12 protein-coding genes are annotated in these 13,427 nt (G+C 65.7%); 7 read left to right on the top strand and 5 right to left on the bottom strand.

Annotated elements, in window-relative coordinates; translation table 11 throughout:
* The first annotated feature begins 44 nt into the window (after positions 1 to 44).
* Together K9U15_RS12090 and K9U15_RS12085 are read left to right on the top strand one after the other, a co-directional pair.
* A complete protein-coding gene (locus K9U15_RS12090; RefSeq protein ID WP_301156211.1) occupies positions 45 to 323 on the top strand; it encodes a hypothetical protein in 279 nt (92 codons plus the stop codon).
* Between the two features lie 114 nt (positions 324 to 437).
* Positions 438 to 986 carry a hypothetical protein gene (locus tag K9U15_RS12085; RefSeq protein WP_301156209.1) on the top strand — a complete coding sequence of 183 codons (549 nt, stop codon included), beginning with the start codon at positions 438 to 440 and terminating at the stop codon, positions 984 to 986.
* Here the strand turns inward: K9U15_RS12085 and K9U15_RS12080 are convergent.
* On the bottom strand, positions 928 to 1,710 hold the full coding sequence (locus K9U15_RS12080) for a type III pantothenate kinase (RefSeq protein ID WP_301156208.1): 783 nt from the start codon (positions 1,708 to 1,710) through the stop codon (positions 928 to 930). The genes K9U15_RS12085 and K9U15_RS12080 overlap by 59 nt on opposite strands.
* Positions 1,711 to 1,834: 124 nt before the next feature.
* Here K9U15_RS12080 and K9U15_RS12075 point away from each other — a divergent pair, with 124 nt between their 5' ends.
* The 3 genes from K9U15_RS12075 (at position 1,835) to K9U15_RS12065 (ending at position 5,118) form a co-directional block, all read left to right on the top strand.
* On the top strand, positions 1,835 to 2,530 hold the full coding sequence (locus tag K9U15_RS12075) for a response regulator transcription factor (protein ID WP_015539450.1): 696 nt from the start codon (positions 1,835 to 1,837) through the stop codon (positions 2,528 to 2,530).
* 23 nt (positions 2,531 to 2,553) lie between these two features.
* A complete protein-coding gene (locus K9U15_RS12070; RefSeq protein WP_227115073.1) occupies positions 2,554 to 3,570 on the top strand; it encodes a cell wall metabolism sensor histidine kinase WalK in 1,017 nt (338 codons plus the stop codon).
* 150 nt (positions 3,571 to 3,720) lie between these two features.
* Complete coding sequence (locus tag K9U15_RS12065) at positions 3,721 to 5,118, top strand: LuxR C-terminal-related transcriptional regulator (RefSeq protein ID WP_301156207.1); 1,398 nt, start codon at positions 3,721 to 3,723, stop codon at positions 5,116 to 5,118.
* Between the two features lie 72 nt (positions 5,119 to 5,190).
* Here the strand turns inward: K9U15_RS12065 and K9U15_RS12060 are convergent, their stop codons facing one another.
* A complete protein-coding gene (locus K9U15_RS12060; protein ID WP_161959722.1) occupies positions 5,191 to 6,630 on the bottom strand; it encodes an SLC13 family permease in 1,440 nt (479 codons plus the stop codon).
* A 341-nt stretch (positions 6,631 to 6,971) separates the two neighbouring features.
* On the opposite strand from K9U15_RS12060, the gene K9U15_RS12055 reads away from it, so the two are divergent.
* Positions 6,972 to 8,405: an SLC13 family permease gene (locus K9U15_RS12055; RefSeq protein ID WP_096227759.1), complete on the top strand. Its 1,434-nt coding sequence runs from the start codon at positions 6,972 to 6,974 to the stop codon at positions 8,403 to 8,405.
* 383 nt (positions 8,406 to 8,788) lie between these two features.
* Complete coding sequence (locus tag K9U15_RS12050; RefSeq protein ID WP_096227758.1) at positions 8,789 to 9,454, top strand: haloacid dehalogenase type II; 666 nt, start codon at positions 8,789 to 8,791, stop codon at positions 9,452 to 9,454.
* Positions 9,455 to 9,485: 31 nt separating this feature from the next.
* Here the strand turns inward: K9U15_RS12050 and K9U15_RS12045 are convergent, their stop codons facing one another.
* The 3 genes from K9U15_RS12045 to K9U15_RS12035 all read right to left on the bottom strand — a co-directional run bounded on the left by K9U15_RS12045 (position 9,486) and on the right by K9U15_RS12035 (position 12,987).
* Positions 9,486 to 10,190: a hypothetical protein gene (locus tag K9U15_RS12045; protein ID WP_096227757.1), complete on the bottom strand. Its 705-nt coding sequence runs from the start codon at positions 10,188 to 10,190 to the stop codon at positions 9,486 to 9,488.
* Positions 10,191 to 10,405: 215 nt separating this feature from the next.
* Complete coding sequence (locus K9U15_RS12040) at positions 10,406 to 10,744, bottom strand: oxidoreductase (protein ID WP_087189993.1); 339 nt, start codon at positions 10,742 to 10,744, stop codon at positions 10,406 to 10,408.
* 2 nt (positions 10,745 to 10,746) lie between these two features.
* A complete protein-coding gene (locus K9U15_RS12035) occupies positions 10,747 to 12,987 on the bottom strand; it encodes a molybdopterin-dependent oxidoreductase (RefSeq protein WP_301156201.1) in 2,241 nt (746 codons plus the stop codon).
* Positions 12,988 to 13,427: the final 440 nt, after the last annotated feature.

Genomic DNA, 13,427 nt, shown 5'->3' with positions numbered 1-13,427 from the left:
TGTGTACACTGCGTGTAATAACAATAGGCGAAAGGACGCTACTCGTGGCCAAAAACAAGCACGCATCTCGAAGGGGCATCCCCATCCGCATCGTCGATCACATCGATCTCGTCAAGTGGGAGGCGCAGGAACTCGAACAAGCTCTTCTCTTCGCGAATGCCGCCGTGAGGTCGAACCCCGAGGAAACCGGCGAGTACCTAGAGGGCGAGCTCGCCGCCTTGGCCCTTTCGGCGCAGCGGCTTCGCGCCGATGCAGATGAGCTTCGCATCGCAGCGACGCCCTTCATGCCGAAGCCGAGGAAACGCTGCTGCGCATCCGCTTGATCTTCGCGGCAGCAACGGAGCGGCGGCCCGCGTTAACCTTCCCGGAGGCTTCAGGTATAATCGAGACGCTCGGCCGGCGATCCAGGGCAAATGCGACACGGGGAAAGAGCGCTCATGGTCAACCAAGCAAAGCGCTACGAACTGCGGCTTTACGACCGGGCGCTGCTCGTCTTCTCTGCGATGGCCGACGCGTTCGGAAACGTGTCGTTCTCCGTCCTCGACAGTGACGATGACGCGCGCAGCCTCTTCCCCCCCCCCCTGATGCGCGACCTGAGACAGAACTCCCTCAAAGAGTGGCTCGATACGCGCGTCGTGCCGAAGAACCGACGATTCGCGGACAAGATCCTCGCCCAAGCAGGGCTGACCCCCGGCGACACCATGGGCATCATCGACGTGTGCCTGGGCCTTTCGATCAACGACGCGTACTGGGTGGTTCCCGAAGGGTTCGCGGGCACGTTCGCCGCTTACAACCTGTTCGACAACGAGCTGGACGAAGCTCTCGCACTGAAGGCCTACACGGGATACCCCTCCACCCAGCACCGCCGCGCGGGGCTTCGACCGAATGGACCACCGACGGCCAGTACCCGAAGGCTGCGGTCGGCGTCTAAACCCCCGTGCTCTTCCCCTGCGCCTCGTGTATCAGGCGCAATCCTTCCAGCGTGAGCTCCGGGTTCGTGACGGTGATGGTCTGGGAGAGCTCGGCCACGCGGGGGGCCAAACCGCCGGTGGCCACCACGGGGGCCTCGTAGCCCAGCTGGGCGAAGATGCGGCGCACGAGGCCGTCCACGCGGTCGGCCTCGCCGTACACGATACCGGCCTGGATGGCCTGCTCGGTGCTGCCGCCAATGGCCGTGTGCGGGTCCACCAGGTCGATGGCGGCCAGGCGCGTGGCGCGCGAGAACAGGGCCGCGGCACTCGTGTCCACGCCCGGTGCGATGACGCCGCCGATGAAACGCCCCTCGCGGTCCACCACCTCGATGTTCGTGGCCGTGCCGAAATCCACCACCACCACGGGCGCGCCGTAGAGCGACCGCGCGGCCACGGCGTCGGCCACGCGGTCGGCGCCGATCTCACCGGGGTTGGCGTACGTGGTGGGGAACAGCTCCCCGGCCGAGGCAGCCGTGCACACGAGCGCGTCGATGCCCAGCATGCGGTGCAGCGCCGCACACCACGCCTGCGTGAGCTGCGGCACCACGGAGGCGAGCGCCGCCCCCTGCAGGTCGCCCGGGGCGATGCCCTCCGAGTCCAAAAGCGGCAGCACCTTCACGCGCAGCTCGTCGGACGTATGGCTCTTGTTCGTGGCCACGCGCCACATGTGGGCGAGCACCTCGCCCTCGTACACCCCCACGACGGTCTGGGTGTTCCCCACATCGATGGCAAGTAACATGTTTTTGACAAACCCCCTCGGACGCAGGCGAAACGGACGGGAGCGGATATAGTTGCGGTTGATCATTATACCAAGCGGTCGCCCGCCGCCTTTATCTGACTACGCACTCGTAGAAAGGTATCACATGAACGATACACCGAACCGCATCCTCGTCGTGGACGACGAGCCTTCCATCACGGAATTCGTCAGCTACGCCTTGAAGAAGGAGGGTTTCTACACCGACGTGGTAGACAATGGCGAGGAGGCCCTGGCTCTGGCGACGAAGAACCCCTACGACCTGTTCGTGCTCGATATCATGCTGCCCGGCATGGACGGCTACGAGCTGTGCCGCCGCCTGCGCTCCAAGACCACCGTGCCGGTGCTGTTCCTGTCGGCGCGCGACACGGAGCTCGACAAGGTGGTGGGCTTGGAGATCGGCGGGGACGACTACCTTGCCAAGCCGTTCGGCGTGCGCGAGCTCATCGCCCGCGTCCGCGCGCTCCTGCGCCGCGGCTCCGGCGGCGACTTCCCCGGCGCGAACCACGCCATCACGGCCAGCGGCATCACGCTGGACGAAGACGCCCACACGGCATCGGGCGAGCACGGCGAGATAGACCTCACGCCGCGCGAGTTCGAGCTCTTGGCCAGCCTGATGAAGAACGCCGGCAAGGTGGTGTCGCGCGAGGACCTGCTGCGCGATGCGTGGGGTTGGGAATACTTGACGGAAACCAAGACGGTCGACACCCACATCAAGCGCCTCCGTGATAAGATTGAGGGCGCCGGGTACGATCCCGGCCTGGTGGAGACGGTTCGCGGATACGGGTACAGGTTCAGACAATAAAGAGGCTGCAGACATACTTCTCCTTGCTGGCAACGCTGCTCATGCTGCTCGCCGGCGCCATCATCGTGCTCACCTGCTTCATCGCCTTCGGCACTCCGCCGAAGGCGTTTCTACTTCTCATACCCACGGGGCTGGTCACGTTCGTGCTCAGCCTCATCATCGGCCACTTCCTGGCCGAACCGCTGAACGTGCTGGTGAAGAAAACCGAGGCCGTCCGTTCCGGCGCCGACGTGTCGCTGGCCCCGGACGGGCGCCTGCACGAGGCCGACGAGCTGTCGAAGACCATCGACTCGCTGGTGAAGAAGACGAAGTCCCAGCAGATCGACCTCGCGCTCAAGGAGCGCCGCCAGTCGGCATTCGTGAGCGACGTGGCCCACGAGCTGCGCACGCCCCTCACGGCCATCCGCGGCAATGCCGAGATGCTCTCCGACCCCGACCTGCCGCCCGAGCTGCACGACAAGTTCTGCTCCATCATCGTGGGCGAGAGCGAGCGCTTGAGCCGCCTGACGAACGACCTTCTGGCCCTCCAGCGCATCGAGAACGACCATACCCCGTTCGAGCTCTCGCGCGTGAACCTGAACAGCCTGGCCCACAGCGTGCTCGACGCGCTGGAGCCCATCCTGCGCGACCGCGAGGCGAACACCGAGATCGTGGGCGAAGCGCCCGACGTGCTGGGCAACCCCGACCGCCTCAAGCAGGCCGTGACGAACCTCGTGGAGAACGCAAGCCGCTTCATCGACCCCGGCGGGCATATCGTCATCGAGTTGTTCGGCCTGCGCGGCAACTCCATCCTGGCCGTGAAGGACGACGGCCCCGGCTTCGGCGACGCCGACCCCAAGCTGCTGTTCGACCGCTTCTACCGTGCCGATGCCTCGCGCAGCCGCGGAACGGGCGGCACGGGCCTGGGGCTGGCCATTGTGAAATCGGTGGTGGAAGCGCACGACGGCACGGTGGAGGCCATCAACCTGCCCGAGGGAGGAGCCTGCTTCATCGTGGCGCTCCCCTCCATCCCAGCGGAGGCAGTCCCGGGGAAAGCCTAGGGCGGCGGAGCACCGCCGCGCAACGGCGCCGGAACAACGCAGCCCGCAGCCACGGTCTGCGCCATTCACCGCAGCGGTTTGCCTATAATGGAACGACGCGCCGCCGGCGTAAGGCGGCCTATGCAAAGATTCAGGGGAAGGCAGCGCACTATGAAAGTGAAGAAAGCGCATGTGAGAACCATGCTTCCGGTTGCCTCGGCAGGATTCGCCTCTTTCTGGGCCTGGTTCTACCTCGTGCTCTTGAGCCCTTATCCGGCAAGCCACGCCGGCGACCTGTCGCTCGTTTTGAAGCTCGCGTTCCTTGTGGGCGTCCTGGCCGTGCTTTTGCTCGTGTACCTGAAGCGCGACCTTTTCAGCCGGACGGAGCACGACCCGCTTCCCTGGGCGGCAGCCCTGCTATCCCTTCCGCTTGGGCTGCTCAACCTCGTCGCCCATTACGCGGCCGTTCCCCCGGCTGCGTTCTTCGCCGCCTGGTTCCTGGGCGGGTGCGGCTTCTCGCTCATCTTCCTTCTCTGGACCAAGGTGTTCATGGTGGGTTGGCAAAAGGACGTGGGGGCGTACTTGTCGGCAAGCGCCTTGGCGGGGGCCGTGGTCTACCTCTTCGCCTGCGAGCTGTTGCCGCCCTACGGTGACGTTGCGCTCGTGCTGCTGCCGCTGGCATCGCTGGCCGTGCTCCACTATGTGCGCACCCACATCGTGGGCAGCGAGCAGGAGCCCGACTCGCCGCTCGAGCAGACGCGCCTGTTCCCGCTTACCGGATTCACCGTGGCCGTGTTCGGCGCGCTGTTCGGCATCGCGCTGTACCTGCTGTGCGCGAACCTGGACGCCGTGGACCCGCTGGCCGTCGCGGCGGCCGTCGCGTGCGGCGCCGGGCTGCACCTGGCGCTGAGCGTTCTGGTGAAGCGCTACGTGCCGTTCGGCACCGCGGAGAAGGTGGCGCTTCTGCTGCTGGTGGTGGGCTTTCTGGGACTCGCGTTCCTCGGACCGGGGCTCATGCTGGCATGCTGCCTGTTCATCGTCGGCGTGTACGTGTACCTGGACTTCTCGAACCTGAGCGCGCTCGTGGGCTTCGCGAGCGGCCATCCCTCGCCGTTCTGGCGCATCGCCCGCGGCCAGCTGGTGCTGCCGGCGGGCATGATCGTAAGCTGGAGTTTGTGCATGGCCATCGAGTATGCGAATCCGAGCCTGTTCGCTTACGTGCCCTACCTGGCGCTCGGCCTGCTGTTGGCGCTGGCGCTGCTGGCCGCGTTCGTGCCGTTCAAGGACAACACGTTCGCCGACAAAACGGTGAAGGCCGAGATCGTGGAGGGAGGCTACTTCAAGCAGCGCTGCAACCAGGCAGCGCAAACGTACAAGCTGTCGAACCGAGAAGGCGAGATCCTGTACTACCTGGCGAAGGGGCGCAACGCCCAGTTCATCGCCGACGAGCTGAACATCTCGGCGTACACGGCCAAGACGCACGTGTACCACATCTACCAGAAGATGGGCATCAACTCGCAGCAGGAGCTCATCAGCATCGTGGACTCCACGGAGGTCGTGTACCAGTAAGGCGCCGCCGGGTTCGTCGGGCGCGGCGTTCCGGCGGGCGAACGGCGCCTGCCAGCTGACGCCCCAGCTACCCTAGTATCCCACGGCTGCCACGAGCGGGGCGAGCACGGTGGCGTGCAGCGCCATCATGGCCAGCGTGGGCAGCACGCCCGCCTTGAAGAAGTCGGTCATCTTCCAGTAGCCGTAGCGGAACGACAACATGTTGTTGCTGTCCACGCCCATGAGGAACGTGGTGGATGCGTTCACCGCCACGATGACCGTGAACACGACAGGACTCACGCCGAACGCGGCGGACAGCGACGCGAGCGGTATGAGACAGATGGCGATGAACGCCGGTCCCACGGGTATGACCAGGCGCAGCAGCGGCAGCAGCGCCGCCGTGGCGCCCACGATGGCCGTGCCGCTCACCGCGAGCTTGCCCACCGTGGAGCCAAAGAGCCAACTGGCCGCCCCCTGTTCCTTCACGCCTCCCGACAGCGACTGCACGCAGCCGATGAGCAGCACGATGTTCCACGACACCGACGCCGTGTACTCGCGCCACGTGAGCACGTCGAGCCCCGGCAGGAAGAACAGCACCAGGCACAGCACCGCGATGGCCGTGGCATCCCAGCCCGTCCAGTTGCTCGCGATCCACAGCGCGAACGTCACGCCCATGACGCCGAGCACCTTCCAGTCAAGCGCCTCCAGCCTGCCCACGGCGCGCCCCTTCTCCTCGATGCAGGCCATGGTGGCCGCCGAGATGGGCTCCGGGCGGAACACGAGCGTCACCGACAGCCAGCACGCAACCAGCAGCACGAGCGCGATGGGCATGCAGATGGCCGTCCAGTCCAGGAACGATATCTCTATGCCGGTGTTGGCGGCCAGCACGTTCATGGCCATGATGTTCATGGCGCTGCCCGACGGGATGGACTGCCCGCCCACCACCGACGCGTACGTGATGCCTATCATGAGCGCCCGCCCCAGGTTGGACTTGCCGGGCTCGCACCCCTCGATCTTGAGAATGCTCGATACCGCAATACCCGCGAACAGCGCCGTGCAAGGCAGGTCGGAGATGAAGAACGACAGCACGGCGGCCGACACCATGAACGCGCCCACGGTGGCCCGCGCGTTGCCCTTCGTCAGGCGCATGAGCGCGAACACGATCTTCGTGGGCAGCTTCGTCTTGAGCAGCGCCGCCGTGATACCGAACGACGCCAGGATGAAGAAGATCACGCTGCTGATGAACCCGCTCCACACGCCCCCGTTGAATTCCAGCACGCCGAAGGCGGGCATGAGCACCATCATGACGAGGCCCGAGATGGCCACGGGCACCGGCTCCGTCACCCACAGGAAGATGCCCGCCACCATGAGCGCCAGCGACATCTTCCCCGCCTCGGAGAGCCCCTCCGGCGTGGGCCCGAACCATGCGGCCGCGATCAACGCCACCGCCACCGCCACGCAGGCGACCCTCTTGGCCGCCGAACCGCCTGCCAGCGCCTGGCTTCGTTTCGCGCTCCGTCCCTTTTCGCCCATCGAATACCTCCCCCTCGCACGCCGAGCCCTCGAACAGGCGCCCACCATAACGTGAACCCGCAAGGCACGAATCGGACGCCTGAAAGGAAAGCGCACGAACGCCATACTACTGTGCGTATGACCCCCTTCATGCGGGTTCTTCATACGGATTTTTCGATGACTTCCCCCGGTTTTAGCAACGGCCATTCGATTCACGATCCCGCGCGCTCGGAGATAGTGGGAGGCGAGCATTCGGCGGAGAGGCGCGTCCCTTGCACGGCGCGCAGCGGAGAAAGGGGGATGGACCGAAGCTCCAACAGAACAAGGAAGCAACTGGAAAAGCAAGGGGGTTGATTCATCTCATGTCCGACAACAAAAAGCAACAAGGCACGTCGCTCGGCAAGAGGCTGGCGCTTATCGGCGTCGCCGTGGCCATCATCGTGATAGCGCACTTCCTTCCCACGCCGGAAGGGCTGTCCTACGCGGGCAAGATGGCCATAGCGCTCATGGTGTCCGGCATCGTGCTCTGGGTGACGGAGCCCGTGCCCATGGCCATATCGGGCCTGGCGCTCATGTGCCTCATGCCGGGATTCGGCATCTTCCCGTACAACGGCACGCCCGGCGTATGGGCGAACTTCATCAGCAACGTGATCTTCTTCATCCTGGCGTCGTTCGGCATCACGTCGGCGCTGCTGAAGACGAAGATCCCCACGAAGATCGTGTTCACGCTCATGCACATCACGAAGGGCAACGCGAAGCTCACGGTGCTCATGTTCATGGTGGCCACGGCCGTGATCTCGGCCTTCGTTTCGAACCTGCCCTGCACGGCGCTGTTCGCGGGCATCGCCATGTCCAGCATCATCGAGGTGGAGCAGAAGAACGGCACCGCGAAGCACGCCGCCAACCTGGGCAAGGCGCTCATGATAGGCATCGCGTACGCCTCGTGCATGGGCGGCATGATCACGCCGGCCGGCTCGGCGCTGAACATCATGACGCTGAACATGCTGGGCGCGAACGCGGGCTTCACCATCTCGTTCCTCGACTGGGTCATCATCTGCGCGCCTATCGCCCTCATCCTGCTGGTGGTGTGCTGGCTGTCGGTGGTGTTCATCTTCAAGACCGACCGTATCTCCGACGAGACGATGCTCGCCATCGAGAAATCGGGCGCGTCGGTGGGCAAGCTCGACGGGTTTGACAAGAAGGTGCTCGCCATTCTGGCGCTCATGATCGTATGCTGGGTGGCCAGCAATTGGACGGGATGGGACGCCACGGCCATCGCCGTTGCGGGCCTGGCGCTGTTCTTCCTGCCCGGCATCGACGTGCTTACCTGGAAAGAGTACATCGCCAGCGTGCAGTGGGCCATCGTGCTGCTCATCGGCTGCGTGCAGTCCATCGCGGGCGGCATCAAGGAGCAGGGCGCGGCCAGCTGGCTCTTCGGCGCCACCGTGGGCAAGATGGCCGTGTCGGCCTTCGCCGTGGTCGCCGCCACCGCCGTGGCGCTGCCGCTCATGCGCCTGATCATCCCGGTGGGCCCGGCGCTCATCGCCATCAGCCTCATCCCGCTTGCGGGCATGGGCCCTGCCATGGGCGTGTCGGCCGCCGTGTTCGCCATCATCATCGCGTTCAACGCCAACACGACGTTCCTTCTGGGCGTGGACAGCAACAACATGATGACGTTCAAGCACGGCCAGTGGAAGATGGGCGAGTTCTTCAAGGCCGGCATCGCGCCGACCATCGCCATGATGATCCTCCACGCCACCATCCTCGCCCCGCTCGTGGGCCTGGTGGGGTACTGATTCGCGACGTTCGAGCTCTCTCCGGACTCGCGTTTCCAGGGCCCGGACCCCGCAAGGGGTCCGGGCCCTTCCCTTTTCCGAAAGCGGTGCCGGAGCGGCCGGCCGTGCGGGCCCGGGCGAAGACCGTCCGAGCGCCACAGCGGGTTCGCCGCCTGCCCCAACGACCTCGCCGTCGCACTGCCTTCCCCCAAGGGCCCGCGCCTCTATGAACTTGACCCCGATAATTGTGGTCGCTTTCGTTGAATCCGACCAAACTGCAGGGGCTCGCCTCAAAACGGGTGCGGGTCCTTTTCTGCTTGCCGCGCCGATGGTTTCGGCGCACAATGGAGGAGGCTGCAGCGTTGGCGGCTGCGGCGGGATACTCAGGGGAAAGGGAAACGGCCATGATAGAGGCTATCGCGTTCGATGCGTACGGCACGCTGTACGACGTGTACTCGGTGGAGCGGAAGTGCGAGGAGGAGTACCCCGGCAGCGGGGCGGCCATGAGCCGGCTGTGGCGCCAGAAGCAGCTGGAGTACTCGTGGCTGCGCACGCTCATGGGACGCTATGCGGACTTCTGGCGCGTCACCGAGGACGCGCTGCGCTACACGCTGGCCGAGCTGGGCTTGGAGGGCGACGAGGGGAAGATAGCGGCCATCATGGCAACCTATCTGGAGCTGGAGATGTACCCCGAGGTCATAGAGGCCATGGCGCGTTTCGGCACGCGCAAGAAGGCCATCCTCACGAACGGCAACCTGGGGATGATCCAGCCGCTCGTCGCGCGCTCCGGGCTGGGCGCGCACCTGGACGCCTGCCTGAGCGCCGACGAGGCGGGGCTGTTCAAGGTGCGGCCCGAGGTGTACCAGTTGGCCGTCGACCACCTGGGCGTTGCGCGGGAGCGCCTGCTGTTCGTGTCGTCGAACGGCTGGGACGTGGCCGGCGCCAAGGCGTTCGGCTTCACCGTGGGTTGGCTCAACCGCCGCGGCCTGCCACCCGAGGAGCTGGGCGTCCGCGCGGATTACGAGGCATCCAACCTGCTGGAGCTGGCGGAGATGGTGGTTTCGGCCTGACGGGCGCCGCCCCACGGGCCTTGGCTCGCCGCTACGCGACGCCTTCAGGTTTTAACATGGCAGCTGCCGCTTCCGGCATTGCGGGCATCGCCACGTCGTCGAACTCGAAGCCAGGCTTCGCGCACACGGTGCAGAAAGCGGGACGACGGCCGGCCACGACGAGGCCGCAGGCCGGGCAGAGCGAGAAGAGCCCGGCAGGACGGGCGCCCTCGGCCATATCGAGGCAGAGGCACGCGGCGGCCTGCTCCACCTCCTGCAGCTGGCGGTAGAGCTTCGCGATGTCGCGGTAGCCGCGCACGCGGGCGCGCGCGGCGGCGTCGCGGCAAGCCCCCGTACTCCAATCATCGAGCCGCCCGGACGCGACGCGCAGGGCGTCGTCCAAGCTCGACGGCAGGGACGTGTACGCCGCCGGATCGACGCTCTCGGCATGCAGCGGCCCGCGGAAGGCCTCGATCGCAGCCAGGTGAGCCCGCTCGCCAGCCGCCAACGCGTCCAGCACGGCACCGTCCTCCGGGCGGCCGGCCGAGCGGGCGGCATCGGCCAACAGGGCGAACGCGCGTTTCTCCGCCAGGCATCGGGCGCGGGCGGCCTGCAGGTCGTCGTAGACCGCGCCCACGTTCTCCCGCGTGAACGCCGCCTGCTTGCGTGCACGATGGCGACGGTACGCGCGCATGCCCAGCAGCTCCAACGCCACGAGGCCCGCCACAACCGCGACGAGCAGCACGATGGTATCCACAACGGCCCCTTTCCACACAAAGATTCTGTCACGGCAGCGCAAAACGCCTTCTCCGCCTCGTGCCGCGCATCAGATTTTTCGAATTCTGGCAGACTTTGGAGGGTATGCGTCGCATGTCCAGCCGCTTTCCTGCATGCGACGACTCGGCCGGCCGCAGTCTCACGGCCGGCCGCTGACCCGCGTCCCGGCACGCAGCCGGGACGCGGGCCCCTTGCTTACTCGCCGAGGGCGAACACCGCCTGCTTCGTCTTGGCGGCCAGCTTGGCGTTCAGCTCCTCCAGAGGGCCGTACTCCAGGCATTTCGCCTGGCAGTGCTGCACGCAGGTAGGCACCTTGCCGAGAGCCTGGCGCGCAGCGCACAGGTCGCACTGGTCGGTGGGCACCGGCATGTAGGCCAGCTGCCACACGTCCTCGTCGATCTTCCACGGGCCTATCTCGTTCACCAGGATGCCCGTCTGCCCCACCGGGTAGCCGTGCTCCATCTGGCATGCGAACTCGCACGAATGGCAGCCCGTGCACCATTCGTAGTCAACCAAGATTCCGTACTGGGCCATTGTTACTCACCGTCCTCGAGCTTGTAGAGCCTGCAGATGCTCGTCTTGTAGTTGGAACCGAACCCGCTCTTGCCGGGGCTGTACACCATGAGGTTGTTGATGTTGTACTCGAACACGTCGAAGAACTTCTCCGGGTCGCCCTCCGGCCGCCACCATGCGTGGTCGCAGGCCACGATGCGGGGATCGGTGAGGATGGGCGTCGACTCGATCTTGATCTTGGCACGGCCGTTCTGGTTCTCGATCCACACCCACTCGCCGTCCTCCATGCCGAGCTCGGCCAGCTTGTCGGGATGCACCTGCACGATGGGGTCGGGGTGCATCCGGCGCAAACGCTCGATCTGGCGGTGCTCCGAGTGGAAGTAGCTCCAGTTGCGCGCGCCCGTGGTGAGCACGAGCGGGTACTGCTCGAACAGCTCCGGCGTGGAGCCGGGGCCCGGATCGGGCTCCTCGAAGTACGGCAGCGGGTCGAGCTCGGCCGCGTTGTAGAACGTCGACCACAGCTCGATGCGGCCCGTGGCCGTCTGGAACCCGGGCTGGCCGTCGTTGCGCATCTTGCCGGTCTTGTACTTGTAGTACTCCACCGGAAGGTACACCGGCGCCTCCTCGCGCAGCTCCTCCCACGAGTAACCTGTGGGCTTCAACAGCTCGGTGAACATCTCCTCCGGCTTCTCCCAAGGCCAGGCCTCGGGGTTGAAGCGCTTGCCCAACTCCAGGTTGATCTGCATGTCGGACTTGCACTCGCCGATCTGCGTGACCTTGTTGATGACCTCGCCGCGCTGCGGCCCGTCGCCCACGCGGATGCCGTTGCGCTCGGCGAACGTGGCGGCAGGCAGCACGACGTCGGCCAGCGCCATGATGGTGGGCGTCATGAACAGGTCGACCGACACGATGAAGTCGCACTTGTTGAACGCGTTGTACACGCGGTGAGGGTCGGCGCCCATGCAGGCGATGCCGTTCGTGGTCTGGAAGTGTGCGCCGTGGATCTCGTAGGGCACGCCCGTCTCCATGGTCTCGATGAGCACGTCGGGCGAGGACTGCTTGAAGCCCATCTGCAGCAGGCGGTAGCGGTCGAGGCCCAGGCGCTTCGGCTCCTGCTCGGGGGGCAGCAGATCGCGGCCCCAGCCGCCGGAGTACGCCATGATCTCCGCGGGGGGCACCAGGCCGCCCGGGCAGTCGATGTTGCCCGTGATCTGGAACAGCGCTGCGATGGCCTGGCCGGCGGGGATCGCCTCGCGCGTCATGTCGATGGCAAGGCCCCACTGCAGCGTGGCCGGCTTCGCCGCGGCCAGCATGCGGGCGGCGCGCACGATCTTGTCCTCGGGGATCCAGGTGATCTCGGCCACGCGGCCGGCCGGATACTCCTGCACGCGCTCCTTCAGCTCGTCGAAGCCGTAGCACCAGCAGTCGACGAATTCCTTATCGTAGATTTCCTCGTTGATGATGACGTTCAGCATGCCGAGCGCCAGCGCCGCGTCGGTGCCGGGGCGGATGGGCAGGTGCAGGTCGGCCTTCGCCGCGAGGAACGTCACACGCGGGTCGATGACCACGGTCTTCATGCCGCGCTTCATGAGGTCGATGACCCAGTGGCCGAAGAAGCCGTCCGAGTTCGCGATGAGGGGGTTGTTGCCCCACACGAACATGACCTCGGGCATGGTCCAGCCCTCGTGGTCGAACCGATCGGGGAAATGCTGGGCCACGTCGGCGATCCAGAACGAGCCCGTCGTGGCGGCCATGCCGGCCACGCGCGGCAGATAGCACGCGTTGCCCGAGAGCACGTTACCGTAGTTCGGGCTGCCGAACGACCAGCACAAACGCGACTGCCACGGCGCGATGTCGCGGCCGGTGCCGTGGATGAACACCACGGACTCGGCACCGTACTTGTCCTTGATGGCGTTGAACTCGCGCTCCACGATGTCGTAGGCCTCGTCCCAGCTCACGCGCTCCCACCTGTTCTTGCCGCGGTCGGCGCGGGCGCGCTTCATCGGGTAGGTGAGGCGGTCCTTGTGGTTCACGATCTCGGGCATGTCCAGGCAGCGCACGCACAGGCGGCCGTCGGTCATCGGGTTCTCGGGGTCGCCCTCCACCTTCACGAGCTTGCCATCCTTGTCGGTGTACATCAGCACGCCGCACCCCAGGTGGCATCCCGGCCCCGACCACGCGCTGCCGCGCGTTACCGTGTACTCGCCTTCCTCGTAGCGCCACGGCTTCTCATGCGGGATGGTGATGCCCTCTGATTTCTCCATGCTTCGCCCTCCTTGGTTCTCTCGTCGAATAGCACTGGGGACAGCATGCCGCGCAGGGCGGGACCGCGAATCGCCGCGGCAACGTGAAATCGCGCCACAAGCGTCACGATATGGGATTGATGAGGGACGAAGGGCGGCATACTGCCGAGGGTAGTATGCCGGGAAAAGGGGCCGATGGACCGCCACAAGACGCAAAGGCTCTTCCAAGCCGTCGTAATCTCCGATGCGGCACACGGTCGCGACCTCGTTGAGCGAGCACACCATCATGAGCAGGCCGTCGTCGGGCGCTCCACACGATGACGCCTTCACCGCGGCTAATGCGGGCAATGTCTCGGCCCGCCGCATGTGGCGAGGAAAGTGGCGGTGTCAATCATGTACTGGCTTTCGGAAAGACACCCATCGACACAGTAATCACCGATTTTCCACATCGCCAGACCTAT

It is taken from the genome of Gordonibacter sp. RACS_AR68 (genome assembly GCF_030418485.1).
Lineage (GTDB): Bacteria > Actinomycetota > Coriobacteriia > Coriobacteriales > Eggerthellaceae > Gordonibacter > Gordonibacter urolithinfaciens.
This window is presented reverse-complemented; position numbering and strand designations above follow the sequence as displayed.

What these genes read in the sequence shown, in the direction of transcription:
- K9U15_RS12085 (WP_301156209.1), top strand. Translation starts at nt 438, where the DNA reads ATGGTCAACCAAGCAAAGCGCTACGAACTGCGGCTTTACGACCGGGCG.
- K9U15_RS12080 (WP_301156208.1), bottom strand. Translation starts at nt 1,710, where the DNA reads ATGTTACTTGCCATCGATGTGGGGAACACCCAGACCGTCGTGGGGGTG.
- K9U15_RS12075 (WP_015539450.1), top strand. Translation starts at nt 1,835, where the DNA reads ATGAACGATACACCGAACCGCATCCTCGTCGTGGACGACGAGCCTTCC.
- K9U15_RS12065 (WP_301156207.1), top strand. Translation starts at nt 3,721, where the DNA reads ATGAAAGTGAAGAAAGCGCATGTGAGAACCATGCTTCCGGTTGCCTCG.
- K9U15_RS12060 (WP_161959722.1), bottom strand. Translation starts at nt 6,630, where the DNA reads ATGGGCGAAAAGGGACGGAGCGCGAAACGAAGCCAGGCGCTGGCAGGC.
- K9U15_RS12055 (WP_096227759.1), top strand. Translation starts at nt 6,972, where the DNA reads ATGTCCGACAACAAAAAGCAACAAGGCACGTCGCTCGGCAAGAGGCTG.
- K9U15_RS12050 (WP_096227758.1), top strand. Translation starts at nt 8,789, where the DNA reads ATGATAGAGGCTATCGCGTTCGATGCGTACGGCACGCTGTACGACGTG.
- K9U15_RS12040 (WP_087189993.1), bottom strand. Translation starts at nt 10,744, where the DNA reads ATGGCCCAGTACGGAATCTTGGTTGACTACGAATGGTGCACGGGCTGC.
- K9U15_RS12035 (WP_301156201.1), bottom strand. Translation starts at nt 12,987, where the DNA reads ATGGAGAAATCAGAGGGCATCACCATCCCGCATGAGAAGCCGTGGCGC.